Origin of the sequence: Kosakonia sp. N21 (genome assembly GCF_050587465.1) — a bacterium.
Lineage (GTDB): Bacteria > Pseudomonadota > Gammaproteobacteria > Enterobacterales > Enterobacteriaceae.
In genome coordinates this window covers 156874-174854 of record NZ_JBOBHR010000006.1, presented here as the reverse complement: position 1 = coordinate 174854, position 17981 = coordinate 156874, and the positions used below count along the sequence as shown (strand labels likewise).

Genomic DNA, 17981 nt, shown 5'->3' with positions numbered 1-17981 from the left:
ACCTGGATCCTTACATCGAAAGAGGGGAAGAGAGGTCAGGCCGCTTTCGGCTGTTTCTCGTAGAGGAACTGCAACACCTGTTGGCGGTATCGCTGGTAGCGGGCGTCGTCGGCCAGCGCCACGCGGGAACGCGGACGTTCCAGTTCCACCTCCATGATCTCGCCAACGGTCGCCGCCGGGCCGTTGGTCATCATCAACACGCGATCCGACAGCAGTACCGCTTCGTCCACGTCATGGGTGATCAACACAATGGTGGTGTGCAGGCGTTGCTGGATTTCCATCACCGCATCCTGCAAGTGGGCGCGGGTTAAGGCGTCCAGCGCGCCAAAGGGTTCATCCATCAGCAGTACGCTGGGTTTCATGGCCAGCGCACGGGCAATGCCGACACGCTGTTTCATGCCGCCGGAGATTTCGTGCGGGCGTTTATTCCACGCGTGGGACATATGCACCAGGTCGAGGTTATGCATGATCCATTCATGCATCTCCTGTTTGGGCATTTCACCGCGAAACACCTGGCGAACCGCCAGCGCGACGTTGTCGTAGGCGGTCAGCCACGGCAGCAGCGAGTGGTTCTGAAACACCACGCCGCGCTCCGGCCCCGGCCCGTCGATTTCACGGTTATTGCACAGCAGCCCGCCGCTGGTGGGCAGCGTCAGACCGGCAATCAAATTCAACAACGTGGACTTACCGCAGCCGGAGTGACCGATCAGGCTGAGGGTTTCACCGGTGTGAATGTCAAAGCTCACGTTATCCAGCGCCAGGAACTCACCGCCGCGGGTGTTGAAACGCTGGCTGACCTGCTGAACCTGAATAATGGGTGTTGTACGCATCATCGTCTCCTTAGCGGTGGCTGTAGTTAAAACGGCTGGCTATCCACATCAGCCCCTGCTCCAGCAGCAGGCCGACAACCCCAATCACCACGATGGCGATGATGATGTTTTCCACGTTCAGGTTGTTCCATTCGTTCCAGATCCAAAAACCGATGCCGATGCCGCCAGTCAGCATTTCAGCAGCGACGATCACCAGCCAGGCGATGCCAATCGACAGGCGCATACCGGTGAGGATGCCCGGCAGCGCCGCCGGCAGCAGGATTTTGCGCATAATGGCGAACTCCGACAGCCGCAGCACCCGCGCCACATTCAGGTAGTCCTGCGGGATCTGCCGCACGCCTTCCGCGGTGTTGAGGATCATCGGCCAGATGGAGCAGATGAAAATCGTCCAACTGGACGCCGGTTCGGCGCGCTGAAACAGCAGCAGGCCAATCGGCAGCCAGGCCAGCGGGCTGACCGGACGCAGCAGAGAGATCAGCGGGTTGAGCATGTTGGCGACAAAGCGAAAACGGCCAATCAGGAACCCGGCGGGAATGCCCACCAGCGCGGCGAGGCCAAAACCGGTTGCCACGCGCTGCAACGAGGCCAGCACGTTCCAGCCGATGCCCTGATCGTTTGGCCCGGCGATATAGAACGGGTCGGCGAACAGGGTCAGCGCCGCCTGCCAGGTCCGCCACGGTGTGGGAAACCCTTTACTGTTGAGTGCGGCAACCTGCCACAGGCAAAGCAGCAGGCCAATGCCCAGCAGTGCCGGAACCACGCGTTGCATCAGCGGACGAAGCAACGGCACGCGGCGGCGTACCACCGGTTTAGCGGGTAACGGGACGATCTCTGCCTGCGTCCGCGCGGGCGGTGTGTTGTCCAACGGAATGGGGATAATCTGCGCCTGATTTTTCATCTGCAACCTCTCACTTCTTCACGCTAAAGCTATTGGCGTACGCGGCAGGATTGCTGCCATCCCAGCGCACGCCATCCATCAATACGCTGCTGCGCATGTCGCTGCCCGGGAGCGAAACATTGCCCACCGCAGCAGCAGCCTGTTTGTAGATATCAATGCGGTTAACCTGGCGGGCGATGGCAAGGTAATCCGGGTCTTCGGTGAGGAATCCCCAGCGTTTATGCTGGGTGAGGAACCACATCCCGTCCGACAGCCACGGGTAATTCACCTCGCCATCATGGAAGAAACGCATGGCGTGCTGATCGGTCCAGCGTTTACCTATGCCGTTTTCGTACTGCCCTAACATGCGCCCAAGAATGGTCTCTTCTTTGGTGTTGAGATACGCGCGCCCGGCAATCACGCTGGCGGTTTCCCGGCGGTTGGCTTCCGAGGCGTCTATCCAGCGAGAGGCTTCAAGGATGGCGGCAGTGAGCGCACGGGCGCTGTTGGGGTTTTTCTCCACCCAGTCGGCGCGCGTGCCGAGCACTTTTTCCGGATGATCCGGCCAGATATCCTGCGTCGTGGCGGCGGTAAAACCGAGATTGTCGCTGATGGCGCGCTGGTTCCAGGGCTCACCCACGCAGTAGCCGACCATATTGCCAATCTTCATGTTCATCACCATTTGCGGCGGCGGCACCACCACGCTGCGAATGTCATTCAGCGGATGGATGCCCGCGCTCGCCAGCCAGTAGTTGAGCCACATGGCGTGCGTACCGGTCGGAAAGGTCTGGGCGAAGGTATACGTACCGGCCGGGCTGGCAGCGATGTGCTTTTGCAGGGTAGCCAGGTCGCTGACGCCCGCATCGTGCAGTTGATTCGCCAGCGTGATCCCCTGCCCGTTCTGGTTGAGGGTCATTAGCGATGCCATGGCAGTTTGCGGGCCGGAGAGCCCCATTTGCAGGCCATAAAGCTGGCCGTAAAGCATATGCGAGGCGTTCAGTTCACCCGACACCACCTTGTCACGCACGGCGGCCCAGTTGGCCTCTTTGCTGGGGAGCAGGGTAAAACCGTATTTTTTGTCGAAGCCTTTGACCGACGCCATCACCACCGATGCGCAGTCCGTCAGCGGGATAAACCCGACGCGGATCTCTTTCAGCTCTGGCGCGTCGGAGCCTGCGGCCCACGCGCGGTTGACGACAGATGGCAGCAGCAGACTGCCGCCCAGCGCTGCGCTACCCAGTAAAAACTGACGGCGGGAAACCGTCATCCCCTTTGTTTTGTTGTCGCTCATTGCCACCCTCGCGCTGCTCACCGTTGTGGGGATGCAAAAAAAAACGGCGTCCATAAGCCGGTGCAAAGCTGCACGCTTATGGACGCCGTTGTCCGGTTAACACACGCCCGACCGTCGTTGGCCGCGCATGCGTTATGTTGTGTTGTTGCTATGTGACTAAAGCAAGGGCTGTGCCAGGGTCAACGCATGGCGCATTCACGCGCTTCAGGGCCGCCAGAAAGCGGTTTTTCGTCACGTTTTCGCACTATCACAGAGCACATTTCGCACCCTTCACGTGCAGCTACCCCTTAAGTATTAGGCTGAAAAACGTCTGCCACTGCCAGCATTGCGCTGGCGATCTCAATCAGCTTTTTGTTCTGATTCATCGCCATCCGGCGCAGGGTTTTGTAGGCCTCTTCTTCGCTAATCTGCCGGTGCTGCATCAGCATGCTTTTGGCGCGCTCGATCTGTTTGCGTTCATTGAGCGTTTCGCGCAGCGCCGCCAGTTCGGTATCCAGCGCTTGCAAGCGTCGCGACTGCTGCTGCACCAGCGTTAACAAGGAGCGCCCGAGCTGCGGGCGTACGCCGCCGCTTTCCAGCCAACCGTGGGAATCAATAAACACCGAATAACCGCTCTCTTCCCCTTCCTGCGGCGGCATCAGGCTTTCCAGATCCGCCCGCTGTTCGCTGTTGGCCTGTTCAGTGGCGGCGATGCGCGCCCGGCAATGGGCCATCAGGGTTTGCGCCAGCGCATCTTCCAGCCTTTTCATCTCATCAATGCGCTGCGTGGCCAGCGCAAACCAGCGCAGACAGCTATCCGCTTCAATGAATTCGCGCCCGGTACAGGCAATGCGTCGTAAACGTTCAAACTGGCTGTCGGTGGTCATCTGTTGCCAGCGCAGACGGTGCTCATCATCGGCGAAATCGGCGAAGGTGGCGAAACAACGCTCCTGGCGTTCAATAAGATCGAGCCATTTTTGTTGTGTCTCGTCGCTGAAGGTGCCAACCGCAAAGGCCGCCGCCCCCGTTGCCCGCTCCTGCCCGGCGTACTCCTTGCCCTGCATAAAGCTGAACATGGCAATTAGCGCACGGGAAATGGCAGGCTCAGCGGCGGTATCGGAGAGCTCAAACACCAGCGAAAGCAGGTTGCGGATGATGTCGTTAAAAAAGGTCATCGCCTGCGGTAAACGCAGCGCGCGCTGGCGGATTTGCTGGCGCAGAGAGGGCAGTAAACTGAGGGCATAGACCACGCTCGCCACGTGGCTGAACAGACGACTGGCTTGCGGCAGCGCGGCTATCTGGCTTTCCAGTGTGTCGAGCTGCGTCATCAGCGGCGCTTGCGCTTGTGCCACGTCGCGCTCGCGCAGAAGTAACTCATCGGCAAACTGGCTGTCCGCCGAGCAGAGGAACATGTTGGATGTCCCCCGCTCGCGTTGCAGCATATGCACCAGTTGGCTGATTTTGCCCACCAGTTCACCGCTTTGCAGCAGATAACGCAGGCTGTTCAGCTCGCACTGGCGCGAGGCTAACAGGAAACGGATGGTGGTCGACGAATTGGCTATCATGCGCGTGCTCCCGGGAAGTCAATACTTCACTAATGCAAGCAACGCGCCAGCCATTATGTTATTGCGCTTTTTGCCCCGTCACGCTGTATGCACCATTCCTATAATGACCGAGCACATATTGCGGTGCGCCCCTGCTGACGGGGCGCATTATCACTTTATGCACCACGCATCCCGCCGTTCTCCCTGGCGAGTGAAATAATCACCCGGAAAAACTATCCCTTGACTTTGATCCCTGGCGAACCCAATACTAAACCGTACGGTTCAGTTTAGTTTCATGACTGCGCCACCCGGTTCAATAATCAAGCGCGATAAAAGGGTTTTTCGCATGAAAACAATCTCCAGGGGCATTCCCCCGACACTGCTGTTGCTGACGGTTTTCCTGGCAGGCTGCTCAGGAAGCGACCCGGTTCGCTATGCAGGATTACAGTCTACGACCCAACTGCAACCCAATACCGGCGATAACGCGTCGCGTATTCCTTACCGCTACAGCAAACCGGTGGACTGGCAGAAGTACCACAGCGTCATTATTGAACCGGTGAGCCTGTACAACGGCAGCGATAGCCAGTTTGACGACATGTCCTCATCAGACAAACAGGCGCTTGCCAGCTATATGCAGCAAAAGTTCCGCGAAACGCTGCAACCGCGACTGCGCGTAGAAAGCACACCGGCCGCCGACACCCTACGCCTGAAATTAACGCTGACCGGCGCAGGCACCACGCCGCAGGTGGTGGGCACCGTCACCAAGTTTGATCTGGCGGGCGGCCCGTACAACATTGTGCAGTCGATTCGCGGTGGGCAAGGCATGATGAGCGGCTATGTGAATTACGCCGTTGAAGTGTATGACGCGACCAGTAATCAATTGCTGCTGGCGTATGTCGCCAAACAGTATCCCAACGCCATGAACGTCTCAGCCACGATTGGCTCGCTGAGCGCCGCTGAAGTCGGCATTGATAAAGGGGCGGAAGAGCTGGCGGAGATGCTGAAGTAGCCCGAAGCGCACTCCCCGTGCATTCGGGGAGTGATCACATTGAATTACTGTACAGACGGCGATGAAAATATACCGACACCTGATGACCTGCCCCGTTTGTGGACACCTTTCCCGTTACCATCCGCAACGCGCGCGACAGGCGCTGTTTTGCACACATTGCCGTTCGCTGATCTGGCGCAGTAGCCTGATTCCGCATGCGCTGCTCTTGCCCCTGACGCTGACGGCGCTGATCGCCCTGGCGCTGGCCTGCTACAGCCCGGTCATGATGATTCAGGCCTATGGCATGCACAACGCCCTTTCGCTCTGGCAAACCGTCAACGCAGTGGTTGACCACGGCGACATGCCGCTGCTGGCGTTATGCGTCACCGTGCTGTTAGTGAGCGCGCCATTCATGCAGTTATTCCTGCTACTGCGGGTGTTGTTACTGTTGCACGGCAACCACCACGCGGCGGATGTGGCCTTCACTATCAAGGCGCTGCGCTGGGTTCGCCCATGGTGTATGGCAGATGTCGCGATCCTGGGTTTTGTGGTCTCCGCCGTGAAGCTCTCCTCGCAATTTGCCGTGGAAGCCGGTCCGGGAGGATGGGCGCTGGTCACTGCCGTAGGGCTCTCTATTGTGCTGGCGAATCAGCATCCCCACCGTTACTGGCTGCGGCTTTCCCCCGCTAACACAGGAAGCCTGACATGATCCCGTATGCTGAGACCGGCGTTTATGGTTGTCGTCAGTGTGGACTGGTGTGCCGTGCAGAGAAAGACATTGATGTCCCCGTTCATTGCCCGCGCTGCCTGTCGCCTTTTGCGCCGCCGACGCCTCGCCCACTTGCCTGGAGCTGGGCTTTACTGCTGGCGGCAATGATTTTCTATATTCCGGCCAATCTGGTGCCGGTTACCGCCGCTCGCTTTCCGGGCGGCAGTGAAGAGAGCACAATTTTCGCCGGGATCGTCACCTTCTGGCAGAGCGGTTCGATCGGCATTGCGGTGTTGATCTTCATCGCCAGTATCATCATCCCGCTGATGAAATTTATGTTGATGACGTTCCTGCTGTTAAGCGTCAGGCGCAGCACGCACCGTGGACGACGCCAACGCACCTTGCTTTACCATCTGATGGAATGGACCGGCTACTGGTCAATGCTCGACGTGGTGGTGGTGGTCGTGGTGAGCGGTCTGGTGCAGTTCCACGGGCTTGCCAGCATCGAGCCGCGGGCAGGCATTCTGTTTTTTGCGCTGGTGGTAGTGCTGACCATGCTGGCAGTGCTGAGCTTTGATCCGCGTGTGATCTGGAGGCGATCATGATCCGTGTTCCTGCGGGCAAACGGGGGCGGCTGGACTGGAAAAGCGCGCTGATCTGGGTGATTCCGTTGATTGCGCTGGCCTGCACCCTCAACATTCTTTTACAGGCGCGGCTGGCGGAAGGCCCGGACATTACCCTCTCTTTTCGTAGCGCGGCGGGACTGGAAGCGGGCAAAACCGAGGTGAAATATAAAGATGTCGCCGTTGGCGTCGTTACTGCGATCACCCTCAGTCAGGAAGATGACCAGGTTCGCGTTCACGTGAAGCTGAACCGCAGCGCCGCCCACCTTGCCCGCGCGGATACCCGCTTTTGGGTGGTACGCCCACGAGTCAGCATCGGCGGCGTCAGCGGCATCGACACGCTGCTTTCCGGTGCGTATATCGGCCTCGATAAAGGCAAAAGCCGCCTGCCCAATTATGCGTTTACCGGGCTGGAAAACCCGCCGCCGGTGGTCAGTGATGTACCGGGCCGCCTGTTCACGATTGACGCAGATGATTTAGGATCGCTGGAGAGCGGTTCCCCGGTCTATTACCGGAAAGTGCAAGTGGGGAAAGTGACCGCCTTTGCGCTGCGCAGCGACGGGAAAGGCGTGCGCTTAAGCGTATTTATTGAAGCGCCCTATGATCATCTGGTGACCGCCGCCACGCGTTTCTGGAATGCCAGCGGCATTGACCTGTCGGCAGGCAGCGGCGGTTTTCGTCTTAAAACCGGCACCGTCGCCACCATCCTCAGCGGCGGTATTGCGTTTTCTACGCCAGACGACGCCCCGCCAGCACCGGAGGCTGAACCCGCCATCTATCGCCTTGCGCCGGATGAAGAATCCGCGATGGCCCCCGCCGACGGCCCGCCGATCACCTTTCGCTTACGCTTCGATCGCGCGCTCCACGGTTTGAGCATTGGCGCGCCCGTGGCCTTCTCCAGCGTGGTGATTGGCCGCGTGAAAGCCATCAGCCTGGATTACGACCCGCAGCATTATGCGTTCCCGACACTGGTCGATATCGACGTTTATCCGTCACGCATGGGCAATGTGCTGCAAAAGTTGCCGCCGCATGCCAACGATCTCGACCGGGCGACGGCGTTATTTACCCGCGAACTGGTATCGCGCGGTTTACGGGCGCAAGTCTCGACCGGCAGTCTGCTGACCGGGCAGCTTTTCGTCTCCATCGACTTCTTCCCGAACGCCCCTGCCGTGCCGTTTGATCTCAATGCGGTGCCGCTGCGTATCCCGACCATCGGCGGTAGCCTGGATGACATCCAACAGCAGGTGGCCAGTATCGTCAATAAGGTGGATAAACTGCCCCTTGCCTCCCTCGGCAATAACCTCAATGGCGCACTGGTAGAACTGAACAAAACCCTGAAAACCGTGAACAGCCAAACCCTGCCCGCGGCGGCCACGCTGATGCAGCACACACAGGCCACGGCGGATAATGCGCGTACGCTACTGGAAGACGATTCGCCGCTGGTGCTTAACATTCTGCAAGCGCTGCAAGAGACAACACGCACGCTGAAATCCCTGCGCGGTCTTTCCGGGCAACTGACGCGCAACCCGGAATCGCTGCTGACCGGCACCCCCGCCGATCCCACTCACCCCGACACGACGTCTCAGGCAGAAAAACCATGAGTATCCGTACCCTCTTCACCACGGTCATCGTACTGCTGTGCGGCTGTACCTCCGCGCCTGTGCGCTACCACACGCTGTTATCGCCCGTGTCACCGCCACACGCGGTACAGGCCGCGCCGTATGATATTGATGTATTTGCACCGGGTGTGCCCTCGCAACTGGACGGGCAGCAGGTGGTGGTTCGTCAGGGGCAAAGCGGCATGGCGATACGGGAAAACGAGCGCTGGCTGAACCCACTCGGAGAGGAGTTGCAACGCGCGCTCTCCGCAGGTATTTCGGCGCAACTGGGGGCGCAGGATGTCGACGGTCTGGCGCACGAGCCGTCCCGACCGGTGATCCTCATCCAGTTGCAACTGCGGCGTTTTGATAGCTGGCCAGGCCATGCCCTGAGCCTGGAAGCTGACTGGCGGCTGGCGGTCAAAGGGAATGGGCAGCGCGGCGTATTGCTGTGCCAGAGCCGCTTAACGCGCGCGTTAACCGGACAGGATGATATGTACGCCGCCTGGCAGGCGCAGGTGGCGCAACTTGCCGGGCAGATAGCCAGCACCCTGTCGCAGTGGGCGGCATCGGGCTATCAGCACGCGGTTTGCCCCCGGTAATTACGCCCGCGCGCCATACAGAAAGAGGCGGACGCCGCGTTTGACCATCTCGCCGATCTGCGCCGGAGTGAAGACCGGGATCGCCTGTTTCAGCAGCAGCGCGTCCGTCTCGGCTTTGATCAGCGCGGTGAACTGGCTGGCAAGCAGCGCCGGACAGGCCTCGGCCAATTCCCCTTTCTGCACCGCCTCGCCCATAACCTGCGCCAGCGTTTCCATGCTTTCGCGGATGCCCGACTCCCGAAAGAGTGTACCGATATCCGAATGCCCCGCTTCCCCCACCACAATGCGGTAAAGTTGCAGCGCCTGGTTATCCCCGGTCAGCACCTGCAACATGCTGACGCCAAAGCGCGTCAGCCGCTCTTCCAGCGTAAGCGCCTGGCTTTGTGGGCTGGTTAACTCGGCTGCCGCCTGGGTCAGGAATTGCGTACTGTAAGTTCTGACCACCGACTCAAATAACGCCTCTTTCGAGGTGAAGTAGTTATACAGCGTGGCCTTGGAACCACCGGCCCGGCGGGCCACTTCGCTCATCGACGTGCGCTCATAGCCCTGTTCCTGAAAAACAGCCGCCGCGGCAGTGATAATGGCCTGACGACGTTCCTCGCTAAGTGTTCTCAATGCTGCCTCGATAATTAACTGAACGGTTTAGTCTGACTTTACCATTTTGCCGCCAGCACAACCATCGCGCAGGCATACCGAAACAGGTGCGAGCCGCGTATAGTGGCGACCAGAGTGAAATGACAAAGGAGTGTGATGTGTTCAACAAGGTGCTCAACCCCACAACGTTCGGCTGGTGGCTGCTGGCTAACCTGGTAAATTATCTGACTCAGACGGTATTCAGCGCGTTTGCTAGCAACAATCTGCTGGTGCAGATGCTGATCGCGGTGGTGATGTTTATCTGGTATGTGGAGTTCAGCCTGACCTACTATCGCGCGCTGAAAGCCCGAAACAGCATCGGCCGTTTCTTTCTTGCCGCATGGGTGGGCTCGACGCTAATCGCGTTTATTACCGCCTCAGTCTGGCTATTTTTGCTGTTCCGTTAATGGATCTTTTAGGGCGCAACCTGCTTGCGGACAACTTTTTGATTGCAAAACACTGCGCCGCTTAGCAGCGCAGTGTTGTCGGCATTACACCACCCAGCTCAGTAACAACGTTGCCGCAATCACGGTCGATGCGCCGCCAATACGGGTGGCGATCTGCGCAAACGGCATCAGCGACATGCGGTTTGACGCCGAGAGGATAGCCACATCGCCGGTACCGCCCAGGCCACTGTGGCAGCTGGTGACAATCGCCGCTTCCACCGGGTACATGTTCAGCCACGACGCAATGAAATAGCCGCTGAGCGCCATGGCAATCACCACCGAACCGCACACCACCACATAGCCGACGGAAAAGACCGCGACAACGCTTTCCAGCGGCACATACAGCATGCCAAGGCCGATCATCAGCGGCCAGACCAGCGCAGCCGACACGAATTTATAGCAACTGTGCGCGCCCTGCTCCATGGACGCCGGGATCACCTGCGCATATTTGCACAGCACGGCAATCAGGATCATCAGCACCGGTCCCGGAATATGCACCAGTTTTTCAAATAACCCGCCGACGATAAAAAAGGCGCAAATCATCAACAACCCGCCGCCCATTAACTGGAAATCCGTCTGCTGCGCGCTCTGGGTCTGGGTAAAAATACGGTTATCGTCATCGCTGCGGATCAGCATACCGTTACCGGTAAGCGAAGGACGGCGCACGCCAATGCGCGCCAGCACCCCGGCGCAGATGATGGCGAAAATATTGCCCACCACCGCCGCTGGCGCCAGTTGCGCGACGTAGACATCCGGCGTTTGCCCGAGGATAGCCGAATAGGCGAGCGACAACGGTAATATCCCTTCGCCAATGCCACCGCCAATGATCGGCACGATGATAAAGAAAAAGGTGTGGTACGGCGTGTAACCAAACAGCATGCCCACCAGCAGCCCCGACATCACCGCCATCACGGTACCGGCCACCAGCGGCACAAACATACGGATCATCCCCTGGATCAGGATAATCCGGTTCATCCCCAGAATGCTGCCCACCACCAGACAGGCAATAACAAAATAGAGCAGGTTGGCTTCTTTCATCAGCAGATGAACCGTCGCCATGGTGTGGGGTTCGAACATGCCAAAATAGACCAGCACCGACGGCACCATCAGGCACAAAATTGCCGGTCCGCCAATGTCTTTCAGGACGGGCAGCATGCGCCCGATTTTGGCGAAGGCGAAGCCCAGCGTCATGATCACCGCCAGGCCGCCAATCATATTTTTGGGCAGTAACCCGGCGGATGCCGATACCGCAACGATCGAAGCAATACCCACAAACAGCAGCAGCGGTACCGCGCCGACTTCAAGCCCTTGCAAACGGGCGAGTTGCCCGCCTGCCGGGGCGGTTTCTACAGAGGGGTTAAGAGGATTATCTTTCATTATTTTCACCTGATTCGCTATTAATGAATAACAGTGGGCCAGGAATAACCTCAGGGTTATTCGTAATGGATAAAATGCTTGAAAAAATAAAACCAAAGTAATAAATATTGCCACCAGGAAGTTATTATTGAATAAATACCAACGACTGCTGACTGTAAAGAGCATGCCTGTTTTCTAATGTTAAAATTGTGAATGTCGTGGTAATTCCATTTTAAATAACTTAACTCAGTTATTTGTAAATAAAGTAACCAGAAAAACATTCATTTCAGATATTCCTAATAAAAATAAAACCTTAAGCCTTTCTTATATTCCGTTTAATTAAAGTAGCCATTATGAAACTAATTAAAACGGGAGAAGTGTGATTCCAGTCACCTCCGGGGATAAAGGCTCCCGATAGAGTGCCGCCTGAAAACAAGTTAAAACAAAACCCAGGAAATCTTATGCCTTCACTACTTTTACAATCTTTATTCCCATTGGTATTTATCATGCTATTGGGCTGGCTGAGCGGGAAATTAGGCTATACGCGTCGTGAAGATGCCACGGTGTTAGCCACGGTGGTGATCCGATTTGCGCTCCCTTTCCACCTGTTTATCGGCGCACTGAACACCAACCCGGAAAAGATCAAAAACTTCTCGTTTATGGCAGTTCTGATTATTGGCCTGATGGGGTCATATTTATTGACGCTGATCCTGTCGCGCTATGTTTTCCGCCACGATATTAAAACCAGCGCCATACAGTCTCTGGTTTGCGCATTTCCTGATATGGCATATTTCGGCGCGCCGGTACTGGCAGTGCTGATCGGGCCGGAAGGTTTCTTAGGCGTGCTGATCGGTAACTTAATCACCAGCGTATTTATGATCCCGTTGACCATTATTCTGATCCGCATGGGGGATAAAAATGCCGACAGCGAGGCGCTGCATCCTGGCAAATTGATTTTGCAGAACCTGGTGCGTGCGGTGCGTAATCCTATCGTCTGGATCCCTATCTCCGGGGTGCTGCTCAGTCTGGCTGGCGTGCAATTGCCGCACCTGCTCAGCGCGCCAATTGAGATGGTCGGTAAAATTGCCGGTGGTCTGTCGCTGTTCGCGCTCGGCCTGCTGTTCTACGGTGAGCGCCCGTCGTTGAACCTGCAAACGTTTACCAACATCAGCATTAAAAACCTGATCCAGCCTGCCATGATGGCTGCCGCCGGACTGGCTTTCGGCCTGAGCCATACCTTAATGCAGCAGGTGGTGATTATTGGCGCTACCCCATCCGCTATCGCTGCGGGCATGTTTGCCCTGCGCAGCGAAACGTATATCGAGTCCGCATCCTCTTCCATTCTTATTGGCACCGCGATCGGCGTATTAACTGAGGGAATCATGATCTATCTGATTTCATAACACTGAGATCTGATATCCCCGATACAACGACCGTGGTGTCGTTATTATTTAGTCAGGAGCAGCAATAATGTCACGCAAAGAAACACTTTATACGCCTTATAATGGCGCAGTGTTACTGGAAAACCCGTTACTGAATAAAGGACTGGCGTTTACTGAAGAAGAGCGCCTCGCCTTTAACCTGCACGGTTTATTACCTCACAATGTTGAAAGCATTGAAGAGCAAACCGATCGCGCGTGGAAACAGTTCTGCCATTTCAAAAAAGATATCTCTCGCCATGTGTACCTGCGCAATATTCAGGATACTAACGAGACCTTATTTTATAACCTGCTGCGCACGCATATGCAGGAAACGCTGCCGATTATTTATACCCCGACAGTGGGTGAAGCCTGCGAACACTTCTCGGAAATTTACCGCCGCGCACGCGGGTTATTTATCTCATGGCCGAACCGTCATCATATTGATGAAATGCTGCAGAGCTTCTCCCGCAACGACATCCGCGTGATCGTCGTGACCGATGGCGAACGTATCCTGGGTCTGGGCGATCAGGGCGTCGGCGGGATGGGCATTCCGATTGGCAAACTCTCGCTGTATACCGCCTGCGGGGGGATTCACCCGGCGTCAACGCTGCCTATTATGCTGGATGTCGGTACTAACAATACCCAGCACCTGGAAGATCCGCTGTACATGGGCTGGCGGCATCCGCGCATCAGCGACGATGAATATCTTGAGTTTATGGATATGTTCATTGAGGCCGTGAAGACTCGCTGGCCGGACGTGCTGCTGCAATTTGAAGATTTTGCGCAGAAAAACGCGACGAAACTGCTTAACCGCTACCGTAATGAGCTGTGCTGCTTTAACGACGATATTCAGGGAACCGCTGCGGTCACCTCCGGCACGCTGATGGCAGCATCGCAGGTGGCGGGGACACGTTTACGCGATCAGCGCGTGGTGTTCCTCGGTAGCGGATCGGCCGGGTGCGGTATCGCCGACAAAATCATGGCGTTGATGGTTGCCGACGGCGCAACGCCGGAGCAGGCGCGCAACAACATTTTCATGATTGATCGCTTTGGTCTGCTGACGGATGACATGCCTAATTTGCTGGATTTCCAGCAAAATCTGGTCACCTCGCGCGCGAGCATTGCCCACTGGACGGTTGAGTCGTCCAATATTTCGCTGCTGGAAGTGGTGCGCAACGCTCACCCAACCGTGCTGATTGGCGTCTCCGGTCAGCCGGGACTGTTCAGCGAAGAGGTGGTCAAAGAGATGCATCGCCACTGCCCGCGCCCGATTATCATGCCGCTGTCCAACCCCACGTCACGTGCGGAAGCGCAGCCCAAAGATCTGATCGAATGGACGCAGGGCGCTGCGCTGATTGCCACCGGCAGCCCGTTCGCGCCGGTATTCTGGCAGGACGAACATTACGAGATTGCCCAGTGTAATAACGCCTACATCTTCCCCGGCCTTGGCCTCGGCGTACTGGCAAGCAAAGCCAGCCGCGTAACAGAAGCAATGCTGGTCACGGCCAGTAAAACCCTTGCGGCGCATTCGCCGCTGGCAACGACCGAGAAAGGCGGATTATTGCCGCCGGTGGAAATGATCGAAAGCGTGTCTCGTGCGATTGCACTTGAGGTCGCCCGCGTGGCACAGCAAGAAGGGGTTGCACCCGCTATGAGCGAAGACGCGTTGCAGCAAAGCCTGGATAAAACCTGGTGGAACGCCACCTACAGCGCCTATAAACGCGCCTCTTTCTAAACCTGCCTGACCACGGAGGACTACGGTCCTCCGTCATCCCTCCCGATGGCGTTTTCCCCCGCCCATTTACCCAAAGTGTGAAGAGGTGCATAGCACCAGGTCAACCACAGACAATTTTGTTGACTGAGGAAATACCGACTCCGGAAGCGCTACCGTATACTTGTTTCAGTCCGGGAAAAAAGTTTTCCGCTGTAACCAGTAGCCAGAACCGACATCTGGTCGCCAGGGAAACGCACATTGAGGGTCGAGTTTATGGAAAAGAAACATATTTATCTGTTTTGTTCTGCGGGCATGTCGACATCGCTGCTGGTCTCTAAGATGCGGGCCCAGGCTGAAAAATATGAGGTCCCGGTCATTATTGAAGCATTTTCTGAGACGCTGACCACCGAAAAAGGCCCGCAAGCGGACGTCGTCTTATTAGGCCCGCAAATCGCCTATCTGCTCCCTGAAATCCAGCGCTTGCTACCCGATAAACCCGTTGAAGTGATCGACCCCCTGCTGTACGGCAAAGTCGATGGCTTAGGGGTGTTAAAAGCGGCCGTCGCGGCAATCAAAAAAGCCGCTGCCCACTGATTTTTTTGCCATTCCATCGTTATTTCCTCATGTTCACCGCGCGATATTCGCGCGGTCATTAAGGGTATTTTTCTATGAGTAATGCCATTGCTTCACTTGAAAAGATACTTCTTCCTTTTGCAGTTAAAATAGGAAAGCAACCCCACGTTAACGCCATTAAAAATGGCTTTATCCGGCTGATGCCATTAACCCTTGCCGGGGCGATGTTCGTTCTGATCAACAACGTTTTTCTGAGTTTTGGCGACGGATCGTTTTTCTATTCGCTGGGCGTGCGCCTGGATGCATCCACCATTGAAACGCTCAACGGCCTGAAAGGCATTGGCGGCAATGTCTACAACGGCACGCTGGGCATCATGTCATTAATGGCGCCCTTCTTTATTGGTATGGCGCTGGCGGAAGAGCGCAAAGTGGATGCGCTGGCCGCCGGGCTGTTATCCATCGCCGCGTTTATGACCGTGACGCCTTACAGCGTGGGTGAAGCCTATGCTGTGGGGGCAAACTGGTTAGGCGGCGCCAATATTATCTCCGGGATTATTATTGGCCTCGCAGTGGCAGAAATGTTCACGTTTATTGTGCGCCGCAACTGGGTGATCACCTTGCCGGATAGCGTACCGGCATCGGTTTCCCGCTCCTTCTCGGCGTTAATTCCCGGCTTTATTATTCTCTCAATCATGGGGGTTATCGCCTGGGCGCTGGCGAACGCGGGCACCAACTTCCATCAAATCATTATGGATACCATTTCCACGCCGCTGGCTTCACTCGGCAGCATTGTCGGCTGGGTTTACGTGCTGTTTGTGCCGCTGCTGTGGTTCTTCGGTATTCACGGTTCGCTGGCGCTGACCGCGCTGGATAGCGGCATCATGACCCCGTGGGCGCTGGAGAACATTGCCACATACCAGCAATATGGCTCCGTGGCCGCGGCGCTGGACGCCGGAAAAACCTTCCACGTCTGGGCGAAACCGATGCTGGATTCCTATATTTTCCTTGGCGGCAGCGGCGCAACCCTTGGGCTGATCATTGCCATCTTTATCGCATCACGCCGCGCGGATCACCGCCAGGTTGCCAAACTGGCGCTGCCATCCGGCCTTTTCCAGATTAACGAACCGATCCTGTTTGGTCTGCCGATCATCATGAACCCGGTAATGTTTATCCCGTTTATTCTGGTGCAACCGGTGCTGGCGGCCATCACCCTGCTGGCTTACTACGCGGGCATTATTCCGCCGATTACCAACATTGCGCCATGGACCATGCCAACCGGGCTGGGCGCTTTCTTTAACACCAATGGCAGCATCGCCGCCCTGTTGCTGGCGCTGTTCAACCTCGGCATCGCCACGCTGATCTACCTCCCCTTCGTGGTGGTCGCCAACAAGGCGCAACACGCCATTGAAGAGGAAGAGAGCGAAGAAGATATCGCTAACGCGTTGAAATTCTGATCATCACCGGCATGCACCTACGCGTGCCGGGCCGCTTACAAGGAGACACCATGTTCGATATCGACAATGCCATGGAGACGCCGCTGGCAACCGATGCGCTGGAAGAAGTGATTATGGGGCTTATCATCAACGCCGGTCAGGCGCGCAGCCTGGCCTATGCGGCGCTGAAACAGGCCAAACTGGGCGATTTCGCCGCCGCGCGAACCATGATGGAACAGTCGCGCATGGCGCTGAGTGAGGCGCATCGGGTGCAGACTAAACTGATTGAAGACGATCAGGGCGAAGGAAAAATCAACGTAAGCCTGGTGCTGGTGCATGCGCAGGATCATCTGATGAACGCCATGCTGGCGCGTGAACTGGTTACCGAGTTGATCGATGTTCATGAAATGATGAATAAGTGAGGAGCAAATGATGCAGCCGCAGGTCAACACCCAGGAAATCACCACCGTCCGTGAACAGCAGTTGTTTAACGGCAAAAATTTCCATGTGTTCATCTACAACAAAACGGAGAGCGCCAGCGGGCTGCATCAGCACGACTACTACGAGTTTACCCTTGTGTTAACCGGCCGCTATTACCAGGTCATTAACGGTAAGCGCGTGCTGCTGGAGCGCGGCGATTTCGTGTTTATTCCGTTGGGATCGCACCATCAAAGTTTCTACGAATTCGGCGCGACGCGGATTCTGAATGTGGGTATCAGCAAGCGGTTCTTCGAACAGCATTATCTTGCGCTGCTGCCGTTTTGCTTTGTCGCCTCGCAGGCTTACCGCACCACCAGCGCGTTCCAGGCCTATGTCGAGACGGTGATCTCCTCGCTCAATTTTCGTGAAAGCGGGCTGGATGAATTTGTTGAAGCCATTACCTTCCATATTATCAACCGTTTACGCCATTACCGTGAAGAGCAGGTGATTGATGATACCCCGCAATGGCTGAAATCCACCGTGGAAGCGATGCACGATAAAACGCAGTTTGGCGATCATGCGCTGGAGAATATGGTGCGCCTGTCAGCAAAATCCCAGGAGTATCTGACCCGTGCAGTACGGCGTTATTACAGCAAAACGCCGATGCAGATTATCAATGAGATCCGCATCGATTTTGCGAAAAAACAGCTGGAGATGACCAACTATTCGGTTACTGATATCGCCTGGGAATCCGGTTATAGCAGCCCCAGCCTGTTTATTAAGACGTTTAAAAAGATGACGTCTTTTACGCCCAATGGTTATCGCAAAAGTTTAACGGAGTTAGTTCAGTAATCCGTTTATTTTCCTGCATTTTCAACCGGCCCAGCCATGACGGGTGGCAACGCGTTTCTTTCTGCAACCGGGCTAAGCACACTGAAGGGAGA

At 56.4% G+C, this 17981-nt stretch carries 18 protein-coding genes; 12 read left to right on the top strand and 6 right to left on the bottom strand.

The genetic code is table 11. The features are described 5' to 3' along the window. Positions 1-35 precede the first annotated feature (35 nt). From ACQ3G7_RS16040 to ACQ3G7_RS16025, 4 genes are all read right to left on the bottom strand, one after another. Positions 36-830 carry an ABC transporter ATP-binding protein gene (locus ACQ3G7_RS16040; RefSeq protein WP_430890680.1) on the bottom strand — a complete coding sequence of 265 codons (795 nt, stop codon included), beginning with the start codon at positions 828-830 and terminating at the stop codon, positions 36-38. A gap of 10 nt (positions 831-840) precedes the next feature. Next, positions 841-1728: a nitrate ABC transporter permease gene (gene ntrB / locus ACQ3G7_RS16035; protein WP_430890554.1), complete on the bottom strand. Its 888-nt coding sequence runs from the start codon at positions 1726-1728 to the stop codon at positions 841-843. Positions 1729-1738: 10 nt separating this feature from the next. Further along, on the bottom strand, positions 1739-2998 hold the full coding sequence (locus ACQ3G7_RS16030) for a CmpA/NrtA family ABC transporter substrate-binding protein (protein WP_263099538.1): 1260 nt from the start codon (positions 2996-2998) through the stop codon (positions 1739-1741). A 287-nt stretch (positions 2999-3285) separates the two neighbouring features. After that, positions 3286-4542: a nitrate- and nitrite sensing domain-containing protein gene (locus ACQ3G7_RS16025; RefSeq protein ID WP_430890553.1), complete on the bottom strand. Its 1257-nt coding sequence runs from the start codon at positions 4540-4542 to the stop codon at positions 3286-3288. A 325-nt stretch (positions 4543-4867) separates the two neighbouring features. Between ACQ3G7_RS16025 and ACQ3G7_RS16020 the strand changes: the two genes are divergently transcribed. The 5 genes from ACQ3G7_RS16020 (at position 4868) to ACQ3G7_RS16000 (ending at position 9041) form a co-directional block, all read left to right on the top strand. After that, entirely contained in the window at positions 4868-5530 is a 663-nt protein-coding gene (locus ACQ3G7_RS16020; RefSeq protein WP_430890552.1) for a DUF3313 domain-containing protein, read from the top strand. 82 nt (positions 5531-5612) lie between these two features. Further along, on the top strand, positions 5613-6218 hold the full coding sequence (locus tag ACQ3G7_RS16015; protein ID WP_430890551.1) for a paraquat-inducible protein A: 606 nt from the start codon (positions 5613-5615) through the stop codon (positions 6216-6218). Continuing rightward, the gene (locus ACQ3G7_RS16010) at positions 6215-6823 is read left to right on the top strand and encodes a paraquat-inducible protein A (protein ID WP_430890550.1); all 609 of its coding nucleotides are present in this window, start codon (positions 6215-6217) and stop codon (positions 6821-6823) included. Before ACQ3G7_RS16015 ends, ACQ3G7_RS16010 begins: the two co-directional genes overlap by 4 nt. Further along, the gene (locus ACQ3G7_RS16005) at positions 6820-8442 is read left to right on the top strand and encodes a PqiB family protein (RefSeq protein ID WP_430890549.1); all 1623 of its coding nucleotides are present in this window, start codon (positions 6820-6822) and stop codon (positions 8440-8442) included. The genes ACQ3G7_RS16010 and ACQ3G7_RS16005 overlap by 4 nt, the downstream gene beginning before the upstream one ends. Then, positions 8439-9041, top strand: a complete 603-nt coding sequence (locus tag ACQ3G7_RS16000; protein ID WP_430890548.1) for a PqiC family protein — start codon at positions 8439-8441, stop codon at positions 9039-9041. Before ACQ3G7_RS16005 ends, ACQ3G7_RS16000 begins: the two co-directional genes overlap by 4 nt. On the opposite strand, the gene ACQ3G7_RS15995 is transcribed toward ACQ3G7_RS16000, so the two are convergent. Next, a complete protein-coding gene (locus ACQ3G7_RS15995; protein ID WP_430890547.1) occupies positions 9042-9656 on the bottom strand; it encodes a TetR/AcrR family transcriptional regulator in 615 nt (204 codons plus the stop codon). A gap of 137 nt (positions 9657-9793) precedes the next feature. On the opposite strand from ACQ3G7_RS15995, the gene ACQ3G7_RS15990 reads away from it, so the two are divergent. Further along, on the top strand, positions 9794-10081 hold the full coding sequence (locus ACQ3G7_RS15990; RefSeq protein WP_061493404.1) for a hypothetical protein: 288 nt from the start codon (positions 9794-9796) through the stop codon (positions 10079-10081). An 84-nt stretch (positions 10082-10165) separates the two neighbouring features. On the opposite strand, the gene ACQ3G7_RS15985 is transcribed toward ACQ3G7_RS15990, so the two are convergent. After that, on the bottom strand, positions 10166-11497 hold the full coding sequence (locus ACQ3G7_RS15985; protein WP_430890546.1) for a 2-hydroxycarboxylate transporter family protein: 1332 nt from the start codon (positions 11495-11497) through the stop codon (positions 10166-10168). A 440-nt stretch (positions 11498-11937) separates the two neighbouring features. On the opposite strand from ACQ3G7_RS15985, the gene ACQ3G7_RS15980 reads away from it, so the two are divergent. The 6 genes from ACQ3G7_RS15980 (at position 11938) to chbR (ending at position 17889) form a co-directional block, all read left to right on the top strand. Next, the gene (locus tag ACQ3G7_RS15980) at positions 11938-12879 is read left to right on the top strand and encodes an AEC family transporter (RefSeq protein WP_430890545.1); all 942 of its coding nucleotides are present in this window, start codon (positions 11938-11940) and stop codon (positions 12877-12879) included. Positions 12880-12946: 67 nt separating this feature from the next. Beyond that, positions 12947-14632: an NAD-dependent malic enzyme gene (locus tag ACQ3G7_RS15975; protein ID WP_263099525.1), complete on the top strand. Its 1686-nt coding sequence runs from the start codon at positions 12947-12949 to the stop codon at positions 14630-14632. Between the two features lie 252 nt (positions 14633-14884). Further along, complete coding sequence (locus ACQ3G7_RS15970) at positions 14885-15205, top strand: PTS sugar transporter subunit IIB (protein WP_430890544.1); 321 nt, start codon at positions 14885-14887, stop codon at positions 15203-15205. 74 nt (positions 15206-15279) lie between these two features. Continuing rightward, on the top strand, positions 15280-16638 hold the full coding sequence (gene chbC / locus ACQ3G7_RS15965; RefSeq protein WP_430890543.1) for a PTS N,N'-diacetylchitobiose transporter subunit IIC: 1359 nt from the start codon (positions 15280-15282) through the stop codon (positions 16636-16638). 50 nt (positions 16639-16688) lie between these two features. Continuing rightward, on the top strand, positions 16689-17039 hold the full coding sequence (chbA, locus tag ACQ3G7_RS15960) for a PTS N,N'-diacetylchitobiose transporter subunit IIA (protein WP_430890542.1): 351 nt from the start codon (positions 16689-16691) through the stop codon (positions 17037-17039). A gap of 7 nt (positions 17040-17046) precedes the next feature. Next, complete coding sequence (gene chbR, locus ACQ3G7_RS15955; protein ID WP_430890541.1) at positions 17047-17889, top strand: transcriptional regulator ChbR; 843 nt, start codon at positions 17047-17049, stop codon at positions 17887-17889. Positions 17890-17981: the final 92 nt, after the last annotated feature.

Bases quoted from the DNA above. Each gene is read 5' to 3' on its own strand.
- chbC (WP_430890543.1), top strand. From the start codon at position 15,280: ATGAGTAATGCCATTGCTTCACTTGAAAAGATACTTCTTCCTTTTGCA.
- ACQ3G7_RS16040 (WP_430890680.1), bottom strand. From the start codon at position 830: ATGCGTACAACACCCATTATTCAGGTTCAGCAGGTCAGCCAGCGTTTC.
- ACQ3G7_RS16015 (WP_430890551.1), top strand. From the start codon at position 5,613: ATGACCTGCCCCGTTTGTGGACACCTTTCCCGTTACCATCCGCAACGC.
- ACQ3G7_RS16010 (WP_430890550.1), top strand. From the start codon at position 6,215: ATGATCCCGTATGCTGAGACCGGCGTTTATGGTTGTCGTCAGTGTGGA.
- ACQ3G7_RS16005 (WP_430890549.1), top strand. From the start codon at position 6,820: ATGATCCGTGTTCCTGCGGGCAAACGGGGGCGGCTGGACTGGAAAAGC.
- ACQ3G7_RS16030 (WP_263099538.1), bottom strand. From the start codon at position 2,998: ATGAGCGACAACAAAACAAAGGGGATGACGGTTTCCCGCCGTCAGTTT.
- ACQ3G7_RS15970 (WP_430890544.1), top strand. From the start codon at position 14,885: ATGGAAAAGAAACATATTTATCTGTTTTGTTCTGCGGGCATGTCGACA.
- ACQ3G7_RS15985 (WP_430890546.1), bottom strand. From the start codon at position 11,497: ATGAAAGATAATCCTCTTAACCCCTCTGTAGAAACCGCCCCGGCAGGC.
- ACQ3G7_RS15980 (WP_430890545.1), top strand. From the start codon at position 11,938: ATGCCTTCACTACTTTTACAATCTTTATTCCCATTGGTATTTATCATG.
- ACQ3G7_RS15975 (WP_263099525.1), top strand. From the start codon at position 12,947: ATGTCACGCAAAGAAACACTTTATACGCCTTATAATGGCGCAGTGTTA.
- chbA (WP_430890542.1), top strand. From the start codon at position 16,689: ATGTTCGATATCGACAATGCCATGGAGACGCCGCTGGCAACCGATGCG.
- ACQ3G7_RS16000 (WP_430890548.1), top strand. From the start codon at position 8,439: ATGAGTATCCGTACCCTCTTCACCACGGTCATCGTACTGCTGTGCGGC.
- ACQ3G7_RS16025 (WP_430890553.1), bottom strand. From the start codon at position 4,542: ATGATAGCCAATTCGTCGACCACCATCCGTTTCCTGTTAGCCTCGCGC.
- chbR (WP_430890541.1), top strand. From the start codon at position 17,047: ATGATGCAGCCGCAGGTCAACACCCAGGAAATCACCACCGTCCGTGAA.
- ACQ3G7_RS16020 (WP_430890552.1), top strand. From the start codon at position 4,868: ATGAAAACAATCTCCAGGGGCATTCCCCCGACACTGCTGTTGCTGACG.
- ntrB (WP_430890554.1), bottom strand. From the start codon at position 1,728: ATGAAAAATCAGGCGCAGATTATCCCCATTCCGTTGGACAACACACCG.